The organism is Rhizobium sp. Rhizsp82 (assembly GCF_047325115.1).
In the GTDB taxonomy this organism is placed as follows: Bacteria; Pseudomonadota; Alphaproteobacteria; order Rhizobiales; family Rhizobiaceae; genus Rhizobium.
Window position 1 is genome coordinate 67,628 of sequence record NZ_CP168570.1, and the last position, 21,723, is coordinate 89,350.

25 protein-coding genes are annotated in these 21,723 nt (G+C 62.0%); 17 read left to right on the forward strand and 8 right to left on the reverse strand.

Annotated features, from left to right (window positions below; translation table 11 throughout):
- Window positions 1–9 precede the first annotated feature (9 nt).
- Complete coding sequence (gene tolQ / locus ACEN84_RS05070; protein ID WP_112718862.1) at window positions 10–729, reverse strand: protein TolQ; 720 nt, start codon at window positions 727–729, stop codon at window positions 10–12.
- A gap of 401 nt (window positions 730–1,130) precedes the next feature.
- Entirely contained in the window at window positions 1,131–1,580 is a 450-nt protein-coding gene (gene ybgC / locus ACEN84_RS05075; protein WP_112718909.1) for a tol-pal system-associated acyl-CoA thioesterase, read from the reverse strand.
- Window positions 1,581–1,699: 119 nt separating this feature from the next.
- On the opposite strand from ybgC, the gene ACEN84_RS05080 reads away from it, so the two are divergent.
- The 7 genes from ACEN84_RS05080 to ACEN84_RS05110 all read left to right on the forward strand — a co-directional run bounded on the left by ACEN84_RS05080 (window position 1,700) and on the right by ACEN84_RS05110 (window position 8,277).
- Window positions 1,700–2,920 (forward strand): NAD-dependent epimerase/dehydratase family protein, encoded by a 1,221-nt coding sequence (locus ACEN84_RS05080; RefSeq protein ID WP_413710195.1) that lies wholly within the window; start codon window positions 1,700–1,702, stop codon window positions 2,918–2,920.
- A 247-nt stretch (window positions 2,921–3,167) separates the two neighbouring features.
- Window positions 3,168–3,989, forward strand: a complete 822-nt coding sequence (locus tag ACEN84_RS05085) for a glycosyltransferase (RefSeq protein ID WP_413710196.1) — start codon at window positions 3,168–3,170, stop codon at window positions 3,987–3,989.
- Window positions 3,986–4,891: an NAD-dependent epimerase/dehydratase family protein gene (locus ACEN84_RS05090; RefSeq protein WP_413710197.1), complete on the forward strand. Its 906-nt coding sequence runs from the start codon at window positions 3,986–3,988 to the stop codon at window positions 4,889–4,891. Before ACEN84_RS05085 ends, ACEN84_RS05090 begins: the two co-directional genes overlap by 4 nt.
- 36 nt (window positions 4,892–4,927) lie before the next feature.
- A complete protein-coding gene (locus tag ACEN84_RS05095) occupies window positions 4,928–5,623 on the forward strand; it encodes a hypothetical protein (RefSeq protein ID WP_413710198.1) in 696 nt (231 codons plus the stop codon).
- A gap of 77 nt (window positions 5,624–5,700) precedes the next feature.
- Complete coding sequence (locus ACEN84_RS05100) at window positions 5,701–6,285, forward strand: 5-formyltetrahydrofolate cyclo-ligase (RefSeq protein ID WP_413710199.1); 585 nt, start codon at window positions 5,701–5,703, stop codon at window positions 6,283–6,285.
- A 2-nt stretch (window positions 6,286–6,287) separates the two neighbouring features.
- On the forward strand, window positions 6,288–7,112 hold the full coding sequence (locus ACEN84_RS05105) for a TIGR00282 family metallophosphoesterase (protein WP_112718855.1): 825 nt from the start codon (window positions 6,288–6,290) through the stop codon (window positions 7,110–7,112).
- 319 nt (window positions 7,113–7,431) lie between these two features.
- A complete protein-coding gene (locus tag ACEN84_RS05110; RefSeq protein WP_413710200.1) occupies window positions 7,432–8,277 on the forward strand; it encodes an MBL fold metallo-hydrolase in 846 nt (281 codons plus the stop codon).
- Window positions 8,278–8,425: 148 nt separating this feature from the next.
- Here ACEN84_RS05110 and ACEN84_RS05115 read toward each other — a convergent pair whose 3' ends face one another.
- Complete coding sequence (locus ACEN84_RS05115; protein WP_413710201.1) at window positions 8,426–8,929, reverse strand: pyridoxamine 5'-phosphate oxidase family protein; 504 nt, start codon at window positions 8,927–8,929, stop codon at window positions 8,426–8,428.
- A 173-nt stretch (window positions 8,930–9,102) separates the two neighbouring features.
- On the opposite strand from ACEN84_RS05115, the gene ACEN84_RS05120 reads away from it, so the two are divergent.
- A complete protein-coding gene (locus ACEN84_RS05120) occupies window positions 9,103–9,849 on the forward strand; it encodes a YebC/PmpR family DNA-binding transcriptional regulator (protein WP_112718853.1) in 747 nt (248 codons plus the stop codon).
- A 56-nt stretch (window positions 9,850–9,905) separates the two neighbouring features.
- On the opposite strand, the gene ACEN84_RS05125 is transcribed toward ACEN84_RS05120, so the two are convergent.
- Both ACEN84_RS05125 and ACEN84_RS05130 read right to left on the reverse strand, forming a co-directional pair.
- Complete coding sequence (locus tag ACEN84_RS05125) at window positions 9,906–10,709, reverse strand: anti-sigma factor family protein (RefSeq protein ID WP_413710202.1); 804 nt, start codon at window positions 10,707–10,709, stop codon at window positions 9,906–9,908.
- The gene (locus tag ACEN84_RS05130) at window positions 10,706–11,449 is read right to left on the reverse strand and encodes a sigma-70 family RNA polymerase sigma factor (RefSeq protein WP_413710203.1); all 744 of its coding nucleotides are present in this window, start codon (window positions 11,447–11,449) and stop codon (window positions 10,706–10,708) included. Before ACEN84_RS05130 ends, ACEN84_RS05125 begins: the two co-directional genes overlap by 4 nt.
- Before the next feature lie 288 nt (window positions 11,450–11,737).
- On the opposite strand from ACEN84_RS05130, the gene ACEN84_RS05135 reads away from it, so the two are divergent.
- From ACEN84_RS05135 to ACEN84_RS05155, 5 genes are all read left to right on the forward strand, one after another.
- Complete coding sequence (locus ACEN84_RS05135) at window positions 11,738–12,712, forward strand: MBL fold metallo-hydrolase (RefSeq protein WP_413710204.1); 975 nt, start codon at window positions 11,738–11,740, stop codon at window positions 12,710–12,712.
- Window positions 12,713–12,732: 20 nt separating this feature from the next.
- Entirely contained in the window at window positions 12,733–13,218 is a 486-nt protein-coding gene (locus ACEN84_RS05140) for a tetratricopeptide repeat protein (RefSeq protein WP_199629922.1), read from the forward strand.
- A 60-nt stretch (window positions 13,219–13,278) separates the two neighbouring features.
- Entirely contained in the window at window positions 13,279–13,743 is a 465-nt protein-coding gene (locus tag ACEN84_RS05145) for a DoxX family protein (RefSeq protein WP_413710205.1), read from the forward strand.
- Window positions 13,744–13,852: 109 nt separating this feature from the next.
- Window positions 13,853–14,341 carry an invasion associated locus B family protein gene (locus ACEN84_RS05150; RefSeq protein ID WP_413710206.1) on the forward strand — a complete coding sequence of 163 codons (489 nt, stop codon included), beginning with the start codon at window positions 13,853–13,855 and terminating at the stop codon, window positions 14,339–14,341.
- Between the two features lies 1 nt (window position 14,342).
- Window positions 14,343–14,897 (forward strand): SH3 domain-containing protein, encoded by a 555-nt coding sequence (locus ACEN84_RS05155; protein WP_413710207.1) that lies wholly within the window; start codon window positions 14,343–14,345, stop codon window positions 14,895–14,897.
- Here ACEN84_RS05155 and ACEN84_RS05160 read toward each other — a convergent pair.
- Window positions 14,894–15,895, reverse strand: coding sequence for an LLM class flavin-dependent oxidoreductase (locus ACEN84_RS05160; RefSeq protein WP_112718846.1), 1,002 nt, complete (start codon window positions 15,893–15,895; stop codon window positions 14,894–14,896). The genes ACEN84_RS05155 and ACEN84_RS05160 overlap by 4 nt on opposite strands.
- Before the next feature lie 625 nt (window positions 15,896–16,520).
- Window positions 16,521–17,348 carry a hypothetical protein gene (locus ACEN84_RS05165; RefSeq protein WP_199629918.1) on the reverse strand — a complete coding sequence of 276 codons (828 nt, stop codon included), beginning with the start codon at window positions 17,346–17,348 and terminating at the stop codon, window positions 16,521–16,523.
- A gap of 272 nt (window positions 17,349–17,620) precedes the next feature.
- Between ACEN84_RS05165 and ACEN84_RS05170 the strand changes: the two genes are divergently transcribed.
- A complete protein-coding gene (locus tag ACEN84_RS05170) occupies window positions 17,621–17,845 on the forward strand; it encodes a hypothetical protein (protein WP_130281979.1) in 225 nt (74 codons plus the stop codon).
- 96 nt (window positions 17,846–17,941) lie between these two features.
- Here ACEN84_RS05170 and ACEN84_RS05175 read toward each other — a convergent pair whose 3' ends face one another.
- A complete protein-coding gene (locus ACEN84_RS05175; RefSeq protein ID WP_413710208.1) occupies window positions 17,942–20,260 on the reverse strand; it encodes a methyl-accepting chemotaxis protein in 2,319 nt (772 codons plus the stop codon).
- A 230-nt stretch (window positions 20,261–20,490) separates the two neighbouring features.
- Between ACEN84_RS05175 and ruvC the strand changes: the two genes are divergently transcribed.
- The 3 genes from ruvC to ACEN84_RS05190 are packed head-to-tail and all read left to right on the forward strand — an operon-like array spanning window position 20,491 to window position 21,716.
- The gene (gene ruvC / locus ACEN84_RS05180; protein WP_025555429.1) at window positions 20,491–21,003 is read left to right on the forward strand and encodes a crossover junction endodeoxyribonuclease RuvC; all 513 of its coding nucleotides are present in this window, start codon (window positions 20,491–20,493) and stop codon (window positions 21,001–21,003) included.
- A 55-nt stretch (window positions 21,004–21,058) separates the two neighbouring features.
- Window positions 21,059–21,319, forward strand: a complete 261-nt coding sequence (locus ACEN84_RS05185; RefSeq protein WP_025555430.1) for an AbrB/MazE/SpoVT family DNA-binding domain-containing protein — start codon at window positions 21,059–21,061, stop codon at window positions 21,317–21,319.
- Window positions 21,297–21,716, forward strand: coding sequence for a type II toxin-antitoxin system VapC family toxin (locus ACEN84_RS05190; protein ID WP_413710209.1), 420 nt, complete (start codon window positions 21,297–21,299; stop codon window positions 21,714–21,716). Before ACEN84_RS05185 ends, ACEN84_RS05190 begins: the two co-directional genes overlap by 23 nt.
- Window positions 21,717–21,723 lie beyond the last annotated feature (7 nt).

Sequence of the window (21,723 nt, forward strand, 5' to 3'; positions counted from 1 at the left end):
GCCGTTCCGTTACTGCGCGGCCTGGCGCGGCTGCAGCTTCTCGTCGATCTGGCGCGAAAGGATGGCGGAGAATTCGTCCGCAAAGCCTTCCATGCGCGCCGAGAGCTTGCCGGCATCGGCGGAGAACTTGTTGTAGGCGATAACCGCCGGAATAGCGGCGACAAGGCCGATGGCGGTTGCGAGAAGCGCTTCGGCGATACCGGGAGCGACGACCGCGAGATTGGTGGATTTCGAACCGGCGATAGCCTGGAACGAGGTCATGATACCGACGACGGTACCGAACAGACCGATGAACGGACCGGCCGAGCCGATCGTCGCCAGCGAACCGAGACGGGCCGAGAGGCCTTCGGATTCGCGCGACAGCGTGACGTCCATGGCACGGTCGATACGCATCTGCAGACCGATCGGCGACCGGGCGCCGCGCTCGAAGGACTTCTTCCACTCGCGCATGGCCGCAACGAAGATCGCCGCGAGACCGGTATTGTTGCGCTCGGACAGCGTCCTGTAGAGCTCTTCCAGCGACTGGCCCGACCAGAACACCTGTTCGAACTTGTCGAACTGGCGACGGGCGCGGCCATAGGCCAGATATTTGTCGATGACGATCGCCCAGGTCCAGACCGAGGCTGCCAGCAACCCGAGCATGACCAGTTTTACGACGATGCCTGCCTGCATGAACAGCGACCAGAGGCTGACGTCGGCCGTTGCTGCTGCCAATCCTGCTTGTTCCATTGATCCAAAATCCCCGAATCCAAACGCCCGGTGCTTGACCGGGCGGCACAAAAAGTGATCTCGCAAGAAATGTCTGGCGACCGCCGCCTTAAGCCCTGGTCAAGCTCGAAGCTTTTCTTCCGCCTTCCTTGCCGTCAAATTTGGTCAAAGGAAGGCGTGCACCGCACAAACTCTGACTTTCAGAGTAAGACACTATTATGGTTAATAGTTCGTTAGTGTCCGAGTGCGGCGGCAAGCTTATTAAAGCTGATGTTTTTCTAGCCGGTTTTAACCTGATTCAACGGTTCCGGCGGCGGAGCACCGCGCATTTCCTGCAGCGCGGCAATTCCTTCACATGAAACTCATGTTTTTGCAAGGGCGCAATTCCGGCTTTTAAGCTGCCGGAATGCCCTGCTTTGCGGCTATTCCGTCTCGATCAGCATCTGCTTCGCCAATGCTTCCGGCAGACGGCGCGGGCGGCCCTTGGCGTTGATGACGGCGATGATGACCTTGGCGGCGATCAGCGGCGTTTCGCCGCGGCGGATTTCCTGCGACAGAACCATCTTCGCACCACCGGCTTTTTCGGTCCGCGTCACGATGGTCAGGATATCGTCCATCCGCGCCGGCGTCTTGAAGTCGATTTCCATGCGGTGGACGACGAAGACCAGCCCTTCCTCATCCGCGGTGATCAGCTCGCGCTGCTCGACGCCGAGGCAACGCAGGTAGTCGGTGCGGCCACGCTCGAGGAAATGCAGGTAGCGGGCGTGATAGACCAAGCCTGAGAAATCGGTGTCCTCGTAATAGACGCGCTGGATGAGCCGATGGCCCTCCTCCGTCAGCGCCCCGGCAATCAGAAAACCGTCTTCCACCATCATCGTCTCCAAATGGGCATGCCTCTTTGCCGCGGCCGCAGCAGCGGCCGGAGGCATTGAACAATCGTCATAATCTCTAAGTATTCCCGATAGTGGATGAGCACGCAGGAGGCAATGCGATGAAAATTGCAGTGATGGGCGGAGACGGATTCATTGGTTGGCCCACCTCGCTGCATCTCTCCGACGCGGGCCACGACATCCACATCCTCGACAATCTCTCGCGGCGGTGGATCGACACCGAACTCGGCGTGCAATCGCTGACCCCGATGGACTCCATTCAGGAGCGCACCCGTATCTGGCATGCCGAGACCGGCCGGCGCATCCATTTCAATCTCATCGACCTCTCGAAAGACTACGAGCTCCTGAAGAAATGGCTCGGCGAGAACCGCCCTGACGCCATCATCCATTTCGCCGAACAGCGCGCCGCGCCCTATTCGATGAAGAGCGACCGCCACAAGAACTACACCGTCAACAACAATGTCAGCGCCACCCATAACCTGTTGAATGCCATGGTCGAGCTGCAGCTCGATGCGCATCTGATCCATCTCGGCACGATGGGTGTCTATGGCTATTCGACGGTGGGCGCGGCAATTCCCGAGGGATATCTCTCCGTGGGCATCGAGACCTCGGCGGGCGAGACCGCAAGCCAGGAAATCCTCTACCCGTCCAATCCCGGCTCGATCTATCACATGACCAAGTGCCTGGATCAGCTGCTCTTCCAGTTCTACGCCAAGAACGATGCGCTCCGGATCACCGACCTGCATCAGGGCATCGTCTGGGGCACCCATACCGAGCAGACCCGCCGCCACCCGCAGCTGATCAACCGTTTCGACTATGACGGCGACTACGGCACCGTGCTGAACCGCTTCCTGATCCAGGCGGCGATCGGCTATCCCCTAACCGTCCACGGCACCGGTGGCCAAACCCGCGCCTTCATCCACATCCAGGATTCGGTCCGCTGCATCGAGCTAGCCCTGAAGAACCCGCCGGCGCGAGGATCCCGCGTCGAGATCTTCAATCAGATGACAGAGACCCACCGCGTGCGCGACCTCGCCGAGATGATCGCCAGGATGAGCGGCTCCGAAATCATCCGGCTGCCGAACCCGCGCAAGGAAGCGCCGGAAAACGAGCTCATCGTGAAAAACGAGAAGTTCCGCGCGCTCGGCCTCGACCCGATCACGCTCGAGGCCGGATTGCTGACCGAGATCGTCGACGTCGCCCGGAAATTCGCCTACCGCGTCGACCGCTCCCGGGTACCCGCAGTGTCAGCCTGGACGAAGGATATTGCCGCGACGATCAATCATGATCCCGAGGGTAAGCGGTTGAAGTCGGTGTCGTGACGGAGACGCTTGTGCTGCGCGGCCTCACCCTACACCTACAGAACGCCCGGCGGGGCCCGGAGCCCCCTCACCCTGCCCTCTCCCCGCGGGGGAGAGGGGGCGTCGGCGCAAGCTGCGGTGTTCCCTTCTCCCCCGCGGGGAGAAGGTGGCCCGAAGGGCCGGTTGAGGGGGCCACACGGCACACCGTCTCTTTCGTTTGCCCTGCAGCCACAGTAGCAGTCGAGCATCCTCGCAAGGCGTCGACCTCATGACCCAACCCGCGCGTCACGCCTACATCACCCTCGTCACCAACCCCGACTACGCCAAGGGCGCCACCGCCCTCGTCAACTCCCTGCACCAAACCGGCACGAAAGCCGACCTCGTCATCCTCCATACCGGCGCCGTCCCCCGCACCGATCTCGCCCCATTCCTGGACAAGAGCTGCCGCCTCATCGAAGTCGCCCATCTCCCGCTTTCGGACGCCTTCAATACGCGCCACGCTCGCGGCAACGTCCACACCACCGCCCCCTTCACCAAGGGCCGCAAGCCCGATTTCCACACGCCGCTCGACAATTTCTGCAAGCTGCGTCTCTGGGAACTGACCGAATACGACCGCGTGGTCTTCATCGACGCCGATGCCGTCGTGCTGCGCAATATCGACCGGCTCTTTTCCTATCCGGAATTCTCCGCCGCCCCGAATGTCTATGAATCGCTTGCCGATTTTCACCGGATGAACTCGGGTGTCTTCGTCGCCACCCCCTCGAAGGAGACCTTCGCCCGCATGCTGCAGGCGCTCGATGCGCCGGATACCTTTTGGCCGCGCACCGACCAGACCTTCCTGCAGCAGTTCTTCCCGGACTGGCACGGCCTGCCAGTCTATTTCAACATGCTACAATATGTATGGTTCACCATGCCCGCGCTTTGGGACTGGAACAGCATTTCGGTGCTGCATTACCAATATGAGAAACCGTGGGAGACCGATCATCCGAAGGCGGCACAATTGCAGCCGCTGATCGATCTCTGGCACGAACTCCATGCCGGTAAGGCGCTGCCGGATCTGGCGGCCATGAACAACCCGGAGGTGGCATGAAGGTACTGGTATCGGGCGGCACCGGTCTCGTCGGACGCTATATCGTCGAGGAACTGCTGAATGCCGGATACCAGGTCATCATCGGCGGACGCCACGCGCCGCTGCCGCGGCTGTTTTCCCGCCCCGTCGATTTCGCGCCGCTCTCGCTCGATCCTGATACGGACCATATCGAAGCCTTCGACGACGCCTATTTCTTCGTCCACGCCGCCTTCAGCCACGTGCCCAGGAAATACCGCGGCGGCGAGGGCGATGACCCCAAAGGTTTCAAGCGCCTCAATCTCGACGGCACGGTAAAACTCTTCGAGGCCGCTAGGCGCGCCGGAACCCGCCGCGGCATCTTCATCTCCAGCCGGGCGGTCTATGGCGATGCCGCTGCCTCTTACCTGCAGACCGAAGACCTGCTGCCGAAACCCGATACGCTCTATGGCGAGGTCAAGCTCGATTGCGAACGCGCGCTTGCCCATCTCGCCGGACCCGGCTTTGCCGCGGTGAGCCTCCGGGCAACCGGCGTCTATGGCGATCTCCTGCCCAACAAGTGGAGCGGACTGATCGACGACTATCTCGACGGCAGGCCCATCCCGGCACGGGCTGGAACTGAAGTCCACGGCCGAGATCTCGGCGCCGCCGTGCGGCTGATGCTCGAGATCGAGGCAGCGCGGATATCGGGCGCGGCCTTCAATGCCTCCGATATCACCGTCGATACGCGCGACATCCTTGCCCGGATACAGGCAGAAACGGGCTGTCCCCACACACTGCCACCGGCGGCAGACAAGACATCCCTCAACCGGATGGAAACTGCCAAGCTCGAAGGCCTCGGCTGGAAGCCGGGAGGCCTGCCGCTTTTTGCCGAAACCGTGAAGACGCTCGCCCGGCGATTAGTGCCAAGGCCCGCGCAAGCCTGAAGTTGCAGAAATCCCCTCATAGTATCGGGGGATATGATGCAGATCGCACAGTCGAATGCGCTGAACATTCTGCGCAGCACGCCGCAATCGCTTGCGGCATCGGGAACTTCGAGCAGCGATCCGCAGCTCAGAATGCTTCAGCGCGCCGACGAGGCGCTCAACGCCCTGCAGCAGGACAAGAAATCCTCCGCCGACCTCGCCAAGGAACGCGCCGCCCGCAAGCTCGCGGAACTCCAGCAGCAGGTGGAAATGCTGAAGAGCGGCGGCCTCTCGCCTGAGGCGACCGCCCGGCTCGCGGCACAGCTGTCGCAGAAGATCGCCTCCGCCGCAGCGCAATTCGCCTCCGCCGTCGCCGGTGCGGGCGTCACACCCGGCGCAGTCACCGCTGCCTCCACCGAAGCAAGCACGGCAGGAACAGCCGCCACGTCGTCATCGGTAGACGCAGCATCCGCGGAAGCCGATCCGGCGACCGCCGAGACCGAGCCCGTCGACACCGCGCAGGCCCGCAAGGCCTATCAGGACACTGCCGCCGACGGCGAGCAGCAGGTCACCGGCCTGTCTGACGAAGACCGCTCGACGCTGGAAAAATTGCAGTCGCTTCTGCGCGAAGTCCGCCAGGTCCTCAACAAGGCGATGGACGAGCTGCGCAACAGCAAGACCGGCGCGGACGCAACACAGGCAATGCCGATGCCGACGGCAGCCTCCGCCATCCCCTCCAGCATCGTCATCTAGCCCGATCGGCACAGCCAACGCCGCTTTCGCGCATTTGCATTGATCCGCAGCCGGTCTATGGTCGGCGCATGCAAACCATGTCCAAACAGCTGAAGGCCGACATGCGGGCCGAGCGGCTTTCGCTTCGCGACGCCATCCCGGCGGAAATGCGCATCGAAAAGGCGCTCTCCATGGCCGATCACGCCGGCGAGGCCGTCGCCTTCGATCCCGGCACGATCATCTCCGGCTTCCTGCCGATCCGCTCGGAAGCCGATATCCGCCCGCTGATGGCACGCTTTCAGGCGCGCGGCGCCCGGCTCTGCGTGCCGGCCATTCTCGACAAGCAGACCATCGTCTTCCGCGAATTGCTGCGCGATGCGCCACTGATTGCCACCGGCTTCGGCACCTCGGGTCCCGGTCCGGATGCGCCGGTTCTCGACCCCGATATCCTGCTCGTGCCGCTCTCGGCTTTCGATGCCCGTGGCCACCGGATCGGCTATGGCGCCGGTTATTATGACCGTGCCATTAGCCTTTTGCGGCAAAAAGGCCGCAAGCCAAGGCTGATCGGCATTGCATTCGACTGCCAGGAAGTGGCACATGTGCCCGACGAGCCGCATGACATAAGCCTGGATGCCATCCTGACAGAAAGCGGCCTTCGCTTTTTTGCTTCTTGGATCGGATAGAAATGCGGCTTCTTTTTCTGGGTGACATGGTCGGCAAGACGGGACGCACGGCGGTTTGGGACCGCCTGCCGGGGCTGGTTTCCGACCTGAAACTCGACTTCGTCGTCGTGAACGGCGAGAACGCCGCCGGCGGCTTCGGCATCACCGAAGACATCTTCCTCGAGACGATCAACGCCGGCGCCGATGTCGTTACCACCGGCAATCACGTCTGGGACCAGAAGGATGCGGTCGCCTTCGCCGGCCGCCACGACCAGTTCCTGCGCCCGGCCAACTATCCGCAGGGAACGCCCGGCCGCGGCTCCGGCCTCTTCTACGCCCGCAACGGCGCGCGCGTGCTGGTGGCCAACATCATGGGCCGCGTCTTCATGCATCCCGAGCTCGACGACCCCTTCAAGTCGGCCGAGGCGATCCTTTCCGCCTGCCCGCTGAAGGAACAGGCCGACGCGATCATCTTCGATTTCCATGCCGAGGCGACCAGCGAAAAGCAGTGCTTCGGCCATTTCGTCGACGGCCGCGCCAGCTTCGTCGTCGGCACCCATACGCATGTACCCACCGCCGACCACCAGATTCTGAACGGCGGCACCGCCTATATGTCCGACGCCGGCATGTGCGGCGACTATGACTCCTCGCTCGGCATGGACAAGGAAGAGCCGCTCAACCGGTTCATTTCCAAGATGCCGAAGGGGCGGATGGAGGCGGCAACCGGGCCGGCGACGATCTGCGGCGTTGGTGTCGAGATTTCGGATGCGACGGGACTTGCGGAGAAGATTGCGCCGCTGCGGCTCGGGCCGCGGCTGGCGGAGACGATTCCGGAGTTTTGGCGGTAGTCTTTGACGTCGGTGGGTGGCAGCCCCCCTCTGCCCTGCCGGGCATCTCCCCCACAAGTGGGGAGATTGGCTGGGCGCGCCCGCTCGCTGTGCCAATACCGTCCTAAGAGCCGCAGCGTTCATTTTTAAAGCGGAGAGCACGCCTCTTGTGATCTCCCCACCTGTGGGGGAGATGCCCGGCAGGGCAGAGGGGGGCTGCCACCCGCCGACGCAAAGAAAGGCGACCACCCCAACACGCAAACGTGAGCACCCCACATCTGGACCCCTGCGGCGCCTTGCCGCATCCTTCGGGCTACCGTGAAAGCGCCGGAGGGGTGGCATGAAGCCGCAATGTCTTGTCCTCGCGATCGCATGCCTTGCCTCGCTCGCCCTGCCGCAGGCGGCAAGCTCCCAGGAACAGCGCAAGAATGTCAGCCAGTGCCAGGCGATCGCGCAGGGAATTCCGAAAGCGCAGTTCGCAAGCTTCTCTCCGGGCACCCCCATCATCCCCGCCGTCTCCGAAGGCGAGGATGTCACCTTCACTTTCCTCGGACATTCGACCTTCGAGATCGACACGCCCGGCGGCATCGTCATCGCCACCGATTATAACGGCATCTATCAGCCCTCGGTGACCCCTGATGTCGTCACCATGAACAAGGCGCACCAGACGCATTACACGCTGACGCCGGATCCGGCGATCAAGCATGTGCTGCACGGCTGGAGCGATGTGCCCGGCGAAAAGGCCAAGGTCGATCTCGTCGTCGGCGACGCCTATATCCGCAACGTCACCACCGATATCCGCTTCAGCTACGGCCTCGGCGGATCGCAGCAGGACGGCAATTCGATCTTCATCTTCGAGATCGCCGGTCTCTGCATCGGCCATCTCGGCCACCTGCATTACGAACTGACCGACGCCCACTACACCGAGATAGGCCGCCTCGACATCGTCATGGTGCCGGTCGATGGCGGGCTGACAATGGGACCTGACAGCATGAGCCGGGTGATCAAGCGGCTGCGCTCCTCGATCGTGCTGCCGATGCACCGCCGCGGCCCGCCGGTCGAGCGTTTCCTGTCGATGATCGGCAAGGAATTCGAGATCGTCTATGCGCAGAACGATACGCTGACGGTGTCGCTCAGGACGCTGCCGCGGAAGCCGCAGATTTATGTGATGAAGGATGTGCAGTAGGGAGGTCTGCGCCGGGCGCCCCCTCACCCTACCCTCTCCCCGAGGGGAGAGGGAAATTGAACGTCGCGGCTCCAGCATCCCTTCTCCCCGGCGGGGAGAAGGTGCCCGAAGGGCGGATGAGGGGGGCCACACGGCACGACGCCTGCTATCAAGCAAACTGCAAATGCCGCTTGATCCCCACATCAGGCATCTTCTCGTCATCCAGATTGGCCTTGGCGATCTCCCAGCCGAATTTCAGCTTGCTTCCGGTCGAGACCCAAATCTCCGCGTCGTCGACATGCATGGCGAGCATCGTCAGCTTCGGGTCCTTCTTGCCGTTCTCGTACCAGGCGGCGACGATGGAATTCCAGTATTCCTCCACCTTGCCGGGATCGGCCTTGACCTCGATCTTGCCCGCGAGGCACGCATGGTAGTCGTGATCCTTGCCGACCACGCAGAAATGCGCGCGGGCGCCGGACTTGATGGCGCGGGCGATATCGGCATCGGATTTGGTGTAGAACCAGATCGTGTTGGTCTTCGGATCGGCATGCGGCGCCATGGGCTGCATATGCATATCGGCACCGTCGACGCCAAGCATCCCGGCGTGAATGCCGTTCACCTGCTCCCAGAGCTGCTGTGCCGGATGTTCGCGGGCTTCGCTGAAGCTTGCCATGGCCATTCCTTTCCGTTTGCGTTTCCCGCTCAAAACGTCAGGTCCACCGGCTTTGTTCCGATGATTTGCACAGCCTGTGCAGCAGGCCCGAAAGCTGCTTTCCGCTTGAATACGGCCCGTTTCGCTCTTATAAGGCGGCCCATTCCGAACAATGAGACGTGAACAGGGGTGCCATGGCTGGCCATTCACAGTTTAAAAACATCATGCATCGCAAGGGCCGTCAGGACGCCGTGCGGTCGAAAATGTTCTCCAAGCTGGCGCGCGAAATCACCGTTGCCGCCAAGGCCGGTCTGCCCGACCCGGCGATGAACGCGAGCCTGCGCCTGGCAATCCAGAACGCCAAGGCCCAGTCGATGCCGAAAGACAATATCGACCGTGCCATCAAGAAGGCAGCCGGCAGCGACGGCGAGAACTACGAGCAGATCCGCTACGAAGGCTACGGCCCGGGCGGCACCGCCGTCATCGTCGAGGCGCTGACCGACAACCGCAACCGCACCGCCTCGAATGTCCGCTCGATCTTCACCAAGGCCGGCGGCGCACTCGGCGAAACCGGCTCGGTCTCCTTCTCCTTCGATCACGTCGGCGAAATCACCTACAAGCTTTCGGCAGGCGATGCCGACAAGGTGATGGAAGCTGCGATCGAAGCCGGTGCCGACGACGTCGAGACCGACGAGGAAGGCCACTACATCACGACCGGTTTCGAAAGCCTCGGCGAAGTCGCCAAGGCGCTCGAAGCGACGCTCGGCGAAGCCGAAACCGTCAAGGCCGTCTGGCGCGCCCAGAACAACGTGCCCGTTGACGAGGAAAAGGCTCAGTCGCTGATCAAGATGATCGACAATCTCGAAGACGACGACGACGTTCAGAACGTCTATTCGAACTTCGAGGTCTCCGAGGAAGTGCTGGCCAAGCTTTCGGCTTGATCGCCCCTTTGGGACGGCATTCTAAAGGCGGGCTCAGGCCCGCCTTTTCCTTTGCGTCACATGCCGGCGGCCGCGCGCATGAAGCTTGCGCGGAAGGCGGCGAGGTCTCCGGCGCTGACATCCGACACCGCCCAGAACACCAACCCGTTGGCCGACCATTCGGCCATGTTGTAGCCGTCATGTTCGCTGTCCGTCTGCCTGCCCGCCGTCTGCGGCCAGACGAACAGGTTGATGACGTGACCGTTGCGCCTGTAGACGAGCGCCGCTACCACCCGGCCGCCGATATAATCGACACGCCCGCCGACCAGCGGGAAACCATCCTTGGCGAGATCATTGACCGGCGGCGAGAAATCGATGCGGCCGTTGAACCAGGGTTTGACCGTATGCTGGTTCGAGGTCTGCACATCGACGAGGTGATCGGCCAACATCGACTGGACATGGCTGGCGAGCAGCTGGTCCTGAATGCCGAGTTCTGGCGCCGGTGCGTTGACGAACAGCATGGCGCTCGCGGCCAGTGCCGCCAACGACGGCACGAAACTCCAGTCGCGCACGAAGCGGAAGAAGCGGCTCCATGGGGATGCCGTCTCGACGCGCCTTTGCGCCGGAATGCCCGCGGCCTGCTCCCGCGAAAGCGCCGTCAGCACCTGCGCGCGCACCTCTTCCGGCATCTTGAAGCGCACGCCATCCCGCCCGATTCGTTGCCGCACCCCACGCACCCTTTCCATCTCTGCCCGGCAATCCGGGCACCCCGCAAGATGAGCCTCCAGTTCCGCTGCGCGCACCAGATCGAGCTCGCCATCGGTGAAGGCATGCAGCACCGGTCCCCACTGGTCGCAGCCCTGTTTCGGCGTATCGCTCATGGCCCGACCCCGCCATTCTCGAACGCATCCCAGGCTTCGCCGAATTCGCGCCGCGCGCGGGCTATGCGCGACATGACGGTGCCGATCGGCACATCGATAACCTCTGCGATCTGCTTGTAGGAAAGCTCCTCCAACTCGCGCAGCACCAGGATCTCGCGCATCGCTTCCGGCAGCATGGCGATCACGTGGCGCACGCGCGAAGACTCGCTCTCGCGGATCATCGCCGTCTCCGCCGTATCGCCATCGGCAGCGATCTCGTGTGCCGGGCCTTCGCTTCCGGCATCGCCATCGAGCGGCGTCTCGAAACGCGCCTTGCGCCGACCCTGCTGCTGCCAGACGAGATGGCAGTTGCGGACGATCGAAAACACCCAGGCCCTGGGATCTCCGCCCCGATATGTCTCGAAGCTGCGATAGGCCCGCAGGAAGGCGTCCTGGACGATATCCTGCGCCGCATCTTGATCCCGGCTGAGGAAGCGCGCGAAATTATAGGCGGCGTCCATGTGCGGCAGGATGCTCTGCTGGAAGCGCAGCGTCTGGTCGGCCTGCAGCGGCTGGGCAGCCCGGGCGCGCACCTGATCGCGGGCCATCTCCATATAGCCGACGAGGACAGAGGCAGCCTCGACAAACAGCCGGCCGGCAAGCCCGGCCAGTGAGCGCGACCGGCACCGCCACCGCAGAACGGCTTCGGCCAGCTGGTCATCGAATGGCATGGGGTAGGCAATACTGACTTGGGTCATCACGTCCCCTGCGGCTGCAGCCCAGCCGACTTTAATCCTCAGGGCGCCCTGCAGGCAACGCGACCCTTTATCGACTAGATCGATGAAGGCCCCGTTTTATTCCTTCCCGCCCGCATTTTTTCGCACAATTTCCGCCGAGATAAAAATAGCCGATTTCTTTCAACGGCTTGATGAGAAAATTCCTGACCTCAGGGAATAAGCCCATGGCCACTCCGGTCTAGTTCTGCAGCGGGGACGTCGAACCTATCCCGATCCCGCTGAGACAACGGACAAGCCAGAGGAGGCATCCCCATGTTCGAAATGTCACGCCGTACGCTGCTCGGTTCGGCCGCCGCGGCAGCCGCATTCGGCCTCGCATCCAAACTCGAATTCGTACCCCCGACCTTCGCCGCATCGGCAGACGAACCGGCCACCGGTTTCTACCGCTACAAGGTCGGCGATATCGAAGTGACCGCCATCTACGACGGCATCTGGCGCAAGCCGCACGATCCCGCCTTCATCAAGGATGTCTCGGTCGACGAGACCAAGCAGGCGCTGGCCGCCGCCCATCTGCCGACCGATTTCATGCCGATCCCGCTGACGGTTGTCGTGCTGAAGGTCGGCGACCGGCTGATCATGATGGATGCCGGCTCCGGTGTCGGCCAGTGGCAGGCCAATGCCACAAACCTGCCCGGCAACATGGCGGCCGCCGGGATCGACTACCGTAAGATCGACACCGTGATGATCTCGCATTTCCATCCTGACCACGTCTGGGGCCTGATGGAAAAAGGATCGAACGCGCCGGTCTTCCCGAATGCCGAGCTCGTCGTTCATTCCGACGAATACAACTGGTGGACCGATCCCGGCCGGGTCGACAAGCTTCCCGAGGGACGCAAGGGCGCCGGAAAGCGCATCGCCGAAGTCTTCCCGAAATGGAAGAACTGGAAGCTGGTCGAGGACGGCGCGGAAGTGGCACCCGGCATCGAGCTGATTTCGGCGCCTGGCCATACGCCGGGACATTCGACCTATCTGGTCAATTCCGGAAACAGCCAGCTGCTGGTCTCGGCCGACATCATGTATGTGCCGGCACTGCTCGCCCCGCATCCGGAATGGCAGGGCAGCTACGATCAGGACGGGCCGCTCGCCATCACCAGCCGCCGCAAGCTGATCGATCGCGTCATCGCCGACAAGATCGCCATCTGCGGCTCGCACTTCCCCTTCCCCGGCTCCGGCAGCTTCGTCAAGGACGGAAACGCCTATGCCTTCACACCGACAAGCCAGGCCTGACGCCTGAGGAGATAACAGTCATGAAGCGCTCGTTCACCAGCTACGCCGTTCTCGGCGTCATGGGCTTCTGCGCCCTTTCCGCAGCCGGTTCCGCCATGTCGGCGCTGACCGCAATGCCCGCCTACGCCGTCGACAACATGGAGACCGGCGATGGCCCGGATCTCACCTCCGTCCGCGCCAAGATCGCCGCCAAGGACTATCAGGCGGCACTCACGGAACTCCGCGGCCTCGCCGAGGATAACCAGCAGGCCGACGTCTACAATCTGCTCGGCTACACACTGCGCATGACCGGCGATTACGACACGTCGCTGACCTACTACACCAAGGCACTCGAGCTGCAGCCGGATCACAAGGCGGCACACGAATATCTCGGCGAGCTCTACCTGCAGACCGGCAAACCGGACAAGGCGAACGAACAGCTCGCGTCGCTGAAGCAGCTTTGCCCGGCGGGATGCGAGGAGCTCGAAGACCTGCAAGAGGCGATCGCCGCACGGGGCGGCAACTGACGGCGATTGCCCCGGGGCGGGCGGCACTGCCGCTCGCCCTGCTCACCCAAGGAGATGATCATGGAACACTCCCTCACCCGATCCGCTGGCGCCAATACGGTGCTGCTTGCCGGACGCCTGCTGCTGTCAGGCATCTTCCTGCATGAAGGCGCAACACTGGCGCTCAATTTCAACGCCACGGCGGCCGCCTTCGCAAAGCTCGGCCTCGAACTGCCGGTCGCCATCGGCGTCATCCTGCTGCAGCTCGCGGCCGGTTTTTCGGTCGCGGCCGGGCTGGCGACGCGGCTGGGCGCCGCAGCCCTCGGCACTTTCTGCCTGCTGACGGCCCTGCTCTTCCACACGGATTTCACCAGCCAGAACGAACTCCTGCATTTCGAGAAAGACTTCGCCATCGCCGGCGGCATGTTCGTGCTGGCGATATCGGGCGCCGGAGCTCTGTCGATCGACGCCGTGCTGAAGCGAAACTGCGCGGCGCCGATTGCCGCGCTGCTGCGATCTGGATCAAAGCGGTTCACAGCTCCGTGAACCGCCGCCTGTTTTTAAGGAAGCGGTAACGCTGCCGCCCTTCAATGCCCCTGCCTCCAGCCGGTCTGTCTCAGGCCAGCGTCCTTCACACCATCGGCGGGGAAATGCCATGAAGAAACTTGCTCTCGTTCTCTCCTTTTCGTTGCTCGGCGCCTTCGCCGCACAAGCGCAGCCTTCGATGGTCAAGCGCTTCAACGATTGGGGCGTCTATTCCTACAAGGCCAACGGCCAGACCGTCTGCTACCTGCTGACGGTGCCGACCGGGCAGACGCCTGCAAACGTCAATCATGGCAACAACTTCTTCATGGTCGGTCCCGGCGCCTCGGGCCAGTTCGAGCCGCAGGCCCGCATGGGCTACGAGCTGAAGGACAGTTCCCGCGTCAAGGTCCGCATCGGCGATCATACCTTCTGGATGTTCACCCGCGAGAATGCCGCCTGGATGCAGCATGAGGAACGTGAGCCCGAGATGATCCGCGCCATGCGCGGCGGCAGCGAGATGGTTCTGGAGGCGACCTCCAGCCGCGGCACCGATACGAGCTACACCTATTCCCTCGACGGCATCACCGCCGCGCTGAAGCAGGTCAGCAAGTGCAACTAACGTGGGCATCCCCTTGCGTCTCGGCCGCACCAGCCGGCTTCTCGCCCTCGCCTGCTGCCTCCTTGCGCCGCTGATGGCCAGCGAGGCGTCCGCCATCCCCGACACTGCAGCGAAAGGCCGGGAGACCGGCCTGCCGGTTCCCCGCTTCGTCTCGCTGAAGACCGGCAACGCACGCATGCGCATCGGCCCGTCGCTCGATTACGGCACCAAGTGGATCTATGTGAAATCGGGCCTGCCGCTGGAGATCACCGCCGAATACGACAACTGGCGGCAGGTGCGCGATAGCGACGGCATCTCCGGCTGGATGCACCGCGCGCTGCTCTCGTCACGCCGGACCGCCGTCATCGGTCCGTGGCTGAAACAGCCGGCCAGCCTGCATAAAGCGGCGCGCCAAAGCGCGGCGGTTTCCGCCGAACTGATGGCCCGCGTCCTCGTTCATATCAAGAGCTGCGACGGAAGCTGGTGCGCCATCGATCTGCCGCACCAGGATCTTTCCGGCTTCCTCGAACAGACTGCCCTCTGGGGCGTCTATCCCGGCGAGACGGTCGCCGACTAGGCGGCCGCGCTCATGAAGCTGCCGAGGCCGGCGAAGAGCTCGACGGACTTCAACCTGGCCTCGATATCGTGGATCGGCATGGAGATGATCAGCTCGTCGGCCTCGGTTTCCTTCAGGAATTCCTTGAGCTTCGCCTCCGCCGTCTGCGGCGAACCGACGACGGCGTAACGGAGCGTATGCTCGACATTGAGCTTCTCCATCGGCGACCAGAAGCTCTCCATATCCTTCACCGGCTTCGGGAACTGGCCGCGCACATTGCGCCTCAGATTGACGAACTGCTGCTGCGCCGAAGTGAAGTGATACTCCGCCTCTTCGTCTGTCGGCGCCACCGAGCCCATGACGCCCGCCATCACATAAGGCTGATCGAGAACGGCCGACGGCTGGAACTTGCTGCGATAGATATCGATCGCATCGAGTAGCGAATCCGGCGCAAAATGCGAGGCAAAGGCATAGGGCAGACCGAGCATGGCGGCGAGCTGGGCGCTGTAGAGGCTGGACCCGAGCAGCCAGATCGGCACATGGCTCCGGTTGCCGGGAACGGCGAGGATCGCCTGGTTCTCGACCGGCTCTCCCAGCAGCTGCTGCAGCTCGACGACATCGTGCGGGAAGCTCTGCGCACCGGCCTCGAGATTGCGCCGCAGCGCCTGGGCGGTGCGCATATCCGTGCCCGGCGCGCGGCCGAGGCCAAGATCGACGCGGCCCGGGAACAGCGCTGCCAGCGTGCCAAACTGCTCGGCAATGACGAGCGGCGAATGGTTCGGCAGCATAATGCCGCCCGACCCGATGCGGATCGTCTTCGTCGCCGCACCGACATGGCCGATCACCACAGCGGTGGCGGCACTGGCGATACCCGGCATGCCGTGATGCTCGGCAAGCCAGAAGCGCTTGTAGCCATATTCCTCCGCCTTCTGCGCCATCCGCGCAGAGCCCGCGAGAGATTGGCTGACAGTCGTGCCTTCTGGAACGGGCGAGAGATCGAGAATGGAAAAGGGAATCATGAAAACCTGCCGGTCGGGAATGTGGGGCTACCGGCTATGTAGGTGGTAAAGCCGCCGCATCCAAACCCCGCGGCAAAGAAAAAGGATTGGTTGCTTGGTCAGCAAGGACGCTGAGGTGTCAGCAAGATCAGGGTCCCACATGTCTGCTGGCGGCCCATTGCAGTCGATGATGGGACGGTGGGGCATCGCTATCGAGCCAAGGAGTTCGTGCTCGTTGGCACAAGCACGAAATAGGCGTCCTCGACTGGATAGTCGCTTATGTAAGAAGATGCCTTGCATGCACTGGATGACAGATCGGCGGCGGACGGCGGAGACGAAGGATCATAGGACCAGTTGGCGTAGGCGTGGCTGTAATACTTTTCTGGCCCATTTAGGACGTCACCGCCTAGAATGATGTAGTTTGCGTCACGAAGCTGGCCAACAGCAGTGATAGCCTGCTCCTTGGTCAGGGCCCAGTTGTGGTGCTCGGGTCCCAGCCACGCGCCTGCCGAGAGAATTGCATCTGCTTCTGCGGAATAAACGATTGGCAACCCGGTTCCTCCTGCGGATGATGGATCGGTGTATAGTCGCGATCAGCGGCGTTCAGAGCGTCGCCTGCCTCGATTGGCGATCTGCTATCCAGGATTTACTGAACCACGCCGAAAGCATCGTTGTCGAAGTCAGTCGATCGTGAGCTGACGCCGCCCCCAGCCCGATGAATCAAATCTTCGATTTGATAGTCCACGCGTAGATACATCACAGAAGATCTATTGAGGCGGTCCTCGTCGACCGGCTTCGCCTCCGCCTCTGCATAACCCTGACATTGATCTGCCGCCAATCTCTCGGAGAGGCGTCTGAGCTCTCTAACGTTGTTCTCTTTCATTTTTGAGTAAGCCACTACGTCGCGCTCACATTGCTCGGTCGCATTCCATCCCAGTGAGCCGGAGGCGTCGAAGTGATAGCGCATCAGGCGAATATTTCTGGTTTCCTTTCCCAGAACCTCCGGCTCTCCCCAGTATTTGAGGATAGTGCGCTTCCACTTCCGGATGTTCGGAATAAGGTCGCCTTTAAATTGCGTCGATCTTCGGAGGGCATAGAGTTTTCCTCCAGTTGCCGGTGATGTGAAATACAGGCTGTAACTTTCGGAATTGTCGTATCCACCCGCTGCGTAAGATCTGTCCAAGAAAACAGCTCCTTCGAAGCTTTGTGCTTGGTCATCTGGAACTTTGTCTACGGGTTGAGCGGGGTCCAACGGGATACGGACGGCGTCGCGCTTCCATTCCTTGAAGTTCTTCGCGATTAGGCTCTCCACTTCAAACTTCGTCATACCAAGATGAAAATCCTCGGAGGGAACGAAACGGTGTACGAAGCGAAGATCATCGCTATCGTAATCGGAATCGAAAGCTTGGGCTGGGAGGTCTGTTGCAAGAATCGCTACGGTGAAAACAAGACATTTGACGATAATCGATCGCATAAGAATCTCGAAGAGAGGAACGCACAGAGGTTGCGCATCAGCTGATTTCTTGTCAACCGCCCGCCGAAGAGCTATCAGGCAGCACCGCGCATTGCCGTTCGATGATGGGGCGATGGGTCTGCTATCGGCCCTAAGCGGTCACTCCGTGAAACCGCGGATCAGCCCAAGTAAGCACCACCTACTATTACATATCTGCTTTGCATAATCGGAAGTAGGCGCTTACCCGATATGGGATCATAAGGAGCGCAGCTGATACACAAAGAGTTTTTAGTATGGATTGGGTCCCGGTAGTCTTCGTTACGTTCAAGGTTCTTGCGCTCGGAACGGCCATGTTCTTTGCCATCAAGTGGCATTACGATCGAGCGGAGAAGGGCGAGAGGCGTGCGGTACTGCGGACGGGCGGCATGATGGCTGCAGTCTTCGCGGTAGCGGTAATCGGCGTAGGGCTCGCCGCCTTCGTGCTGAGCAAGAAGCTCGGTCTGGACTTGAGCCTCTGATTATCAGGTGCGCGGCACCGGGTGCTCCCTGATGCCGGCGCTGCAAGCGACTCCAAATCCACATCCGCGGCAGGAGTCGCCTGACCTTTGCAGGCGTTACGAAGCCCGGCGATGCCGGAGCACATGTACTTCCGCGCTTTGCTGATGATGGCCCTGCGGCAGCGTGAAGTTGCCGAGCTGACGGTCCATCTCCAGCGCTTCGCTGGCGAGGCGATGGATCGCCGCCGTGCTTTCCTCGACCATCGCCGCATTCTGCTGCGTCATCGAATCCAGTTCGGCCACCGCGCTGTTGATCTGGCGCAGCGTGTCGGCCTCTTCGCGGGTCGATTCCATGATCTCGTGGATCTGGCCGTTGATCGCCTCGACATGGCTGCCGATGCCGGTGAGCGCGACGCCCGCCCGCTCGACCAGCGACACTCCGCTTTCGACCTCATGCGTCGATTTCTGCAGCAGGCTGGCGATTTCCTTGGCGGCACTCGACGAGCGCTGCGCCAGTTCGCGCACTTCCATGGCGACGACGGCGAAGCCCTTGCCTGACTCACCTGCGCGCGCAGCCTCGACGCCGGCATTCAGCGCCAGCAGGTTGGTCTGGAAGGCGATCTCGTCGATCACAGAGATGATCGAGTTGATCTGGCGCGATGAGGCCTGGATGGCTTCCATCGCCGCAATCGTCTCGCGCATGATGTCGCTGGAGCCCGAGGTTTCCTTCTTGGCGTCGCGGGCGATCCGCTCGGCCTGTTCGGCACGCTCGATCTGAATGCGGACCGACTGGGTGATCGCATCAATCGCATTGGCGGTCTCGGTGATCGAGGCAGCCTGACGCTCGGTGCGGCCGGCAAGATCGTCGGCGCCGTTGCGCATCTCTTCCGAGCCGGAGCGGACGGCCATCGAGTTTCCGCCGATCGCCGTCATCGTTTCGCTGAGCGTCGCAAGCGCCTCGTTGAAATTGACGCGCAGGCCTTCGAGCTCGCCCGGGAAACGGGTGTCGATCTGGTAGGCGAGATTGCCATGCGCCAGATGATGCAGGCCCTCGTCGAGCGCCTGGACGACATCCTGCAGGCTCTTCGCCTCGGCTTCGCGCTGCATCAGGTTTTCCTGACGCTCGCGCTCCGCCAGCGAACGGGTCTCCGCACTTGCGGCTTCCAGCTCGCGGCTGTCGAGCAGCGACTGCTTGAAGCGCGCCAGCGCCTTGGCCATCGTGCCGATCTCGTCATGGCGGTTCTGGCTGCCGATCTCGGTATCCAGCTTGCCGTCGGCGACATCGCGGGTATTGCCGGCAAGACGGGCGAGCGGCGAGAACAGCAGCTTGGTGATCAGGCCGGTGGCGATCGCCATGACGACGAGCGCGCCGAGGCCGATCATCGTCAGCAGCGTGGCAATCTCGATCGAGCCAGCATTCAGCTCGCTGAGGCGGACGCTCTCGACCACCAGGAAACGGTCGCCGTGATAATCGATACCGCGGACATAGGCACGCGCTGTGCCGTCGCTGCGGGCGAAATCATCGACCGTCATGCCCTGGCTGTTGGCAAGCGCATCCGGAATGAAGGTGAAGGCGGCGGTATCGAGCGTCGCAAGCTTGCCCTCGGCGTTGAGGCCGATCGCGGAACCATCCGACGAGATGATCGCGGCCTGCGCCGTGCTGCCGGAAACGATGCCCTTCGACAGGATGCTGGAGACGATATCGTCACGCACCTTGAAGAGAATGATGCCCTTGGCCTGGCCGAGCTTGACGATCGGCACGGCATAGAAGATCGCCGACTTGCCGGCATCGACCCGCAGGCCGGAGAAAGCCGTCGGTGCGGAATCGTCGGTTGCCTTCGCGGTATTCTCAACGGCCTTCGCATAGGCGAGACCTGCGCCAGTCGCCTTCCAGGCGTCAGCCTTCAGGTTTTCGGCGAAATTGTCGTCCTTCTTGTAGGAATAAAGAACGGAGCCATCCATGTCGGTGATCAGCAGATCGCTGAAGGCGGTGTTTTCAAGGTCGCGGGCGACTTCGCCCTGCGTCTTCTCATGGTTCGAATAGTAGAACCCGCTCGGACCCTCAGGCTTCAGCAGCTTCTCGCGCTGGTCGGCCGGGTTCGGGTTGTTGGTGATGAAGACCTTCTTCAGCTCGGCGCGGGCATCGCCCGAGGACTTCTCGATGGTCTTCCAGCCGCTCTTCAGGCTGGTGATCGACATCTGCAGCGCCTCGATGCGCGCAATCGAATTCGCCTGGTTTTCGAGCTGCTCCAGCTGATCCTGCAGCATGTCGCCGCGGAAGATGAGCACGCTCTCCTTCGCCTTCAGCGCCTGATCGTCAGAAATGCGGCTGCTGGCAAAATAGCCGAGCACGCTGATGGTGCTGACGGCAAGCGCCGTGAGCAGAATGAATGTCGCGATAACTTTAAAGGAAAGAGACTGAAATCTCTGCGCCATGAACTAGAACCCTTCCGGAGCGGTTTGCCTGGCTTTTCGCAGCTGGCTTGACCGAAAACAGAACATCGGGGGCCTTGATCTTCCGAAAAAGCGGCCCCTCTCACATTTGATGGATTAGATTTCAGACAACTGATTTAATTCGCAGTAAACAGCGCCACGCAAAACCTCAGATGTTTTTGTTTTGTTCACATATCGATGGCAGATATTTTGCAACTGCAATATGGTGAGCCATGCAAAACACGATTCGCATCATCGGCATCGATCCCGGCCTGCGCCGCACGGGATGGGGTGTTATCGACACGCTGGGCAATTCGCTGCGCTTCGTCGCCTCCGGCACGGTCACATCGGACGGCGACATGGACCTCGCGTCGCGCCTCTGCCAGCTGCATGACGGGCTCGCCGAAATCGTCCACAGCTACAAGCCGGATGAGGCCGCCGTCGAACAGACCTTCGTCAACAAGGACGCCGTCGCCACGCTAAAGCTCGGCCAGGCCCGCGGCATCGCCATGCTCGTCCCCGCCCGTGCCGGCCTGCCCGTCGCCGAATACGCCCCGAACGCCGTGAAGAAGGCCGTCATCGGCGTCGGCCACGGCGAGAAACAGCAGATCCACATGATGCTGAAGATTCTGATGCCGAAGGTGGAATTCAAGGGCAACGACGCCGCCGACGCACTCGCCATCGCCATCTGTCACGCCCACAACCGCGGCGGCACCCGGATGCGCATGGCGGCGCTGGCGGGATGATTTGTTCTTGACTTGTTCCGCATCCGCCTCTAGGTATTACTTGAGAGGTATTACCATGCGCGTGACGGAAAAAGGTCAGGTGACCATCCCGAAAGACATTCGCGACCACCTGGGCATCAGCCCAGGCTCGGAGGTCGAATTCATCGCCGGCGACAATGCCGCCACGCTCGTCAAGGTCAAGGGAAGTGAGCCCGATGCGCGCGGCTTCGATGAGTGGGCCGCCGATGTCGAAGGCACTCTTGATCTCGAAGGCATGACCACCGACGAATATATGGAATGGATCAGGGGGCCGCGTGACGATCTCGACCGTCATTGACACCAACGTCCTGATCGATGTTCTCGGACCGCAGACTGCCCTCAGACCCTGGTCGATCAAGGCACTCAAGCAATGTGCCGGTGAAGGCCCGCTGATACTGACACCGATCGTATGGGCCGAGCTGGCCGCGACGTCGGCTGCGGAAGAGAAGCTGTTGAGGGCGCTGTCCTGGCTGGGCCTCGTGCGGCAGGAACTGCCCTTCGAGGCGGCGTTTCGCGCGGGCAAGGCGCATCGACGCTATCGCGATGCCGGTGGACAGCGGGATCGAACCCTTCCTGATTTTCTGGTCGGAGCCCATGCGGAATGGGGCCGCCACCGGCTGCTGACACGTGACGGTGCTCGCTATCGCTCCTACTTCCCGGCGCTCGACCTCATCTCTCCCGAAACCCATCCCTAACGGACGT

Excerpts from the sequence above, each read along its gene's own strand:
- ACEN84_RS05120 (WP_112718853.1), top strand. The coding sequence starts at position 9,103 with ATGGCTGGCCATTCACAGTTTAAAAACATCATGCATCGCAAGGGCCGT.
- ACEN84_RS05170 (WP_130281979.1), top strand. The coding sequence starts at position 17,621 with ATGGATTGGGTCCCGGTAGTCTTCGTTACGTTCAAGGTTCTTGCGCTC.
- ACEN84_RS05165 (WP_199629918.1), bottom strand. The coding sequence starts at position 17,348 with ATGCGATCGATTATCGTCAAATGTCTTGTTTTCACCGTAGCGATTCTT.
- ACEN84_RS05150 (WP_413710206.1), top strand. The coding sequence starts at position 13,853 with ATGAAGAAACTTGCTCTCGTTCTCTCCTTTTCGTTGCTCGGCGCCTTC.
- ACEN84_RS05080 (WP_413710195.1), top strand. The coding sequence starts at position 1,700 with ATGAAAATTGCAGTGATGGGCGGAGACGGATTCATTGGTTGGCCCACC.
- ybgC (WP_112718909.1), bottom strand. The coding sequence starts at position 1,580 with ATGGTGGAAGACGGTTTTCTGATTGCCGGGGCGCTGACGGAGGAGGGC.
- ACEN84_RS05110 (WP_413710200.1), top strand. The coding sequence starts at position 7,432 with ATGAAGCCGCAATGTCTTGTCCTCGCGATCGCATGCCTTGCCTCGCTC.
- ACEN84_RS05185 (WP_025555430.1), top strand. The coding sequence starts at position 21,059 with ATGCGCGTGACGGAAAAAGGTCAGGTGACCATCCCGAAAGACATTCGC.
- ACEN84_RS05105 (WP_112718855.1), top strand. The coding sequence starts at position 6,288 with ATGCGGCTTCTTTTTCTGGGTGACATGGTCGGCAAGACGGGACGCACG.
- tolQ (WP_112718862.1), bottom strand. The coding sequence starts at position 729 with ATGGAACAAGCAGGATTGGCAGCAGCAACGGCCGACGTCAGCCTCTGG.
- ACEN84_RS05085 (WP_413710196.1), top strand. The coding sequence starts at position 3,168 with ATGACCCAACCCGCGCGTCACGCCTACATCACCCTCGTCACCAACCCC.
- ruvC (WP_025555429.1), top strand. The coding sequence starts at position 20,491 with ATGCAAAACACGATTCGCATCATCGGCATCGATCCCGGCCTGCGCCGC.
- ACEN84_RS05140 (WP_199629922.1), top strand. The coding sequence starts at position 12,733 with ATGAAGCGCTCGTTCACCAGCTACGCCGTTCTCGGCGTCATGGGCTTC.
- ACEN84_RS05160 (WP_112718846.1), bottom strand. The coding sequence starts at position 15,895 with ATGATTCCCTTTTCCATTCTCGATCTCTCGCCCGTTCCAGAAGGCACG.
- ACEN84_RS05090 (WP_413710197.1), top strand. The coding sequence starts at position 3,986 with ATGAAGGTACTGGTATCGGGCGGCACCGGTCTCGTCGGACGCTATATC.
- ACEN84_RS05115 (WP_413710201.1), bottom strand. The coding sequence starts at position 8,929 with ATGGCAAGCTTCAGCGAAGCCCGCGAACATCCGGCACAGCAGCTCTGG.
- ACEN84_RS05125 (WP_413710202.1), bottom strand. The coding sequence starts at position 10,709 with ATGAGCGATACGCCGAAACAGGGCTGCGACCAGTGGGGACCGGTGCTG.
- ACEN84_RS05095 (WP_413710198.1), top strand. The coding sequence starts at position 4,928 with ATGCAGATCGCACAGTCGAATGCGCTGAACATTCTGCGCAGCACGCCG.
- ACEN84_RS05145 (WP_413710205.1), top strand. The coding sequence starts at position 13,279 with ATGGAACACTCCCTCACCCGATCCGCTGGCGCCAATACGGTGCTGCTT.
- ACEN84_RS05135 (WP_413710204.1), top strand. The coding sequence starts at position 11,738 with ATGTTCGAAATGTCACGCCGTACGCTGCTCGGTTCGGCCGCCGCGGCA.
- ACEN84_RS05175 (WP_413710208.1), bottom strand. The coding sequence starts at position 20,260 with ATGGCGCAGAGATTTCAGTCTCTTTCCTTTAAAGTTATCGCGACATTC.
- ACEN84_RS05100 (WP_413710199.1), top strand. The coding sequence starts at position 5,701 with ATGTCCAAACAGCTGAAGGCCGACATGCGGGCCGAGCGGCTTTCGCTT.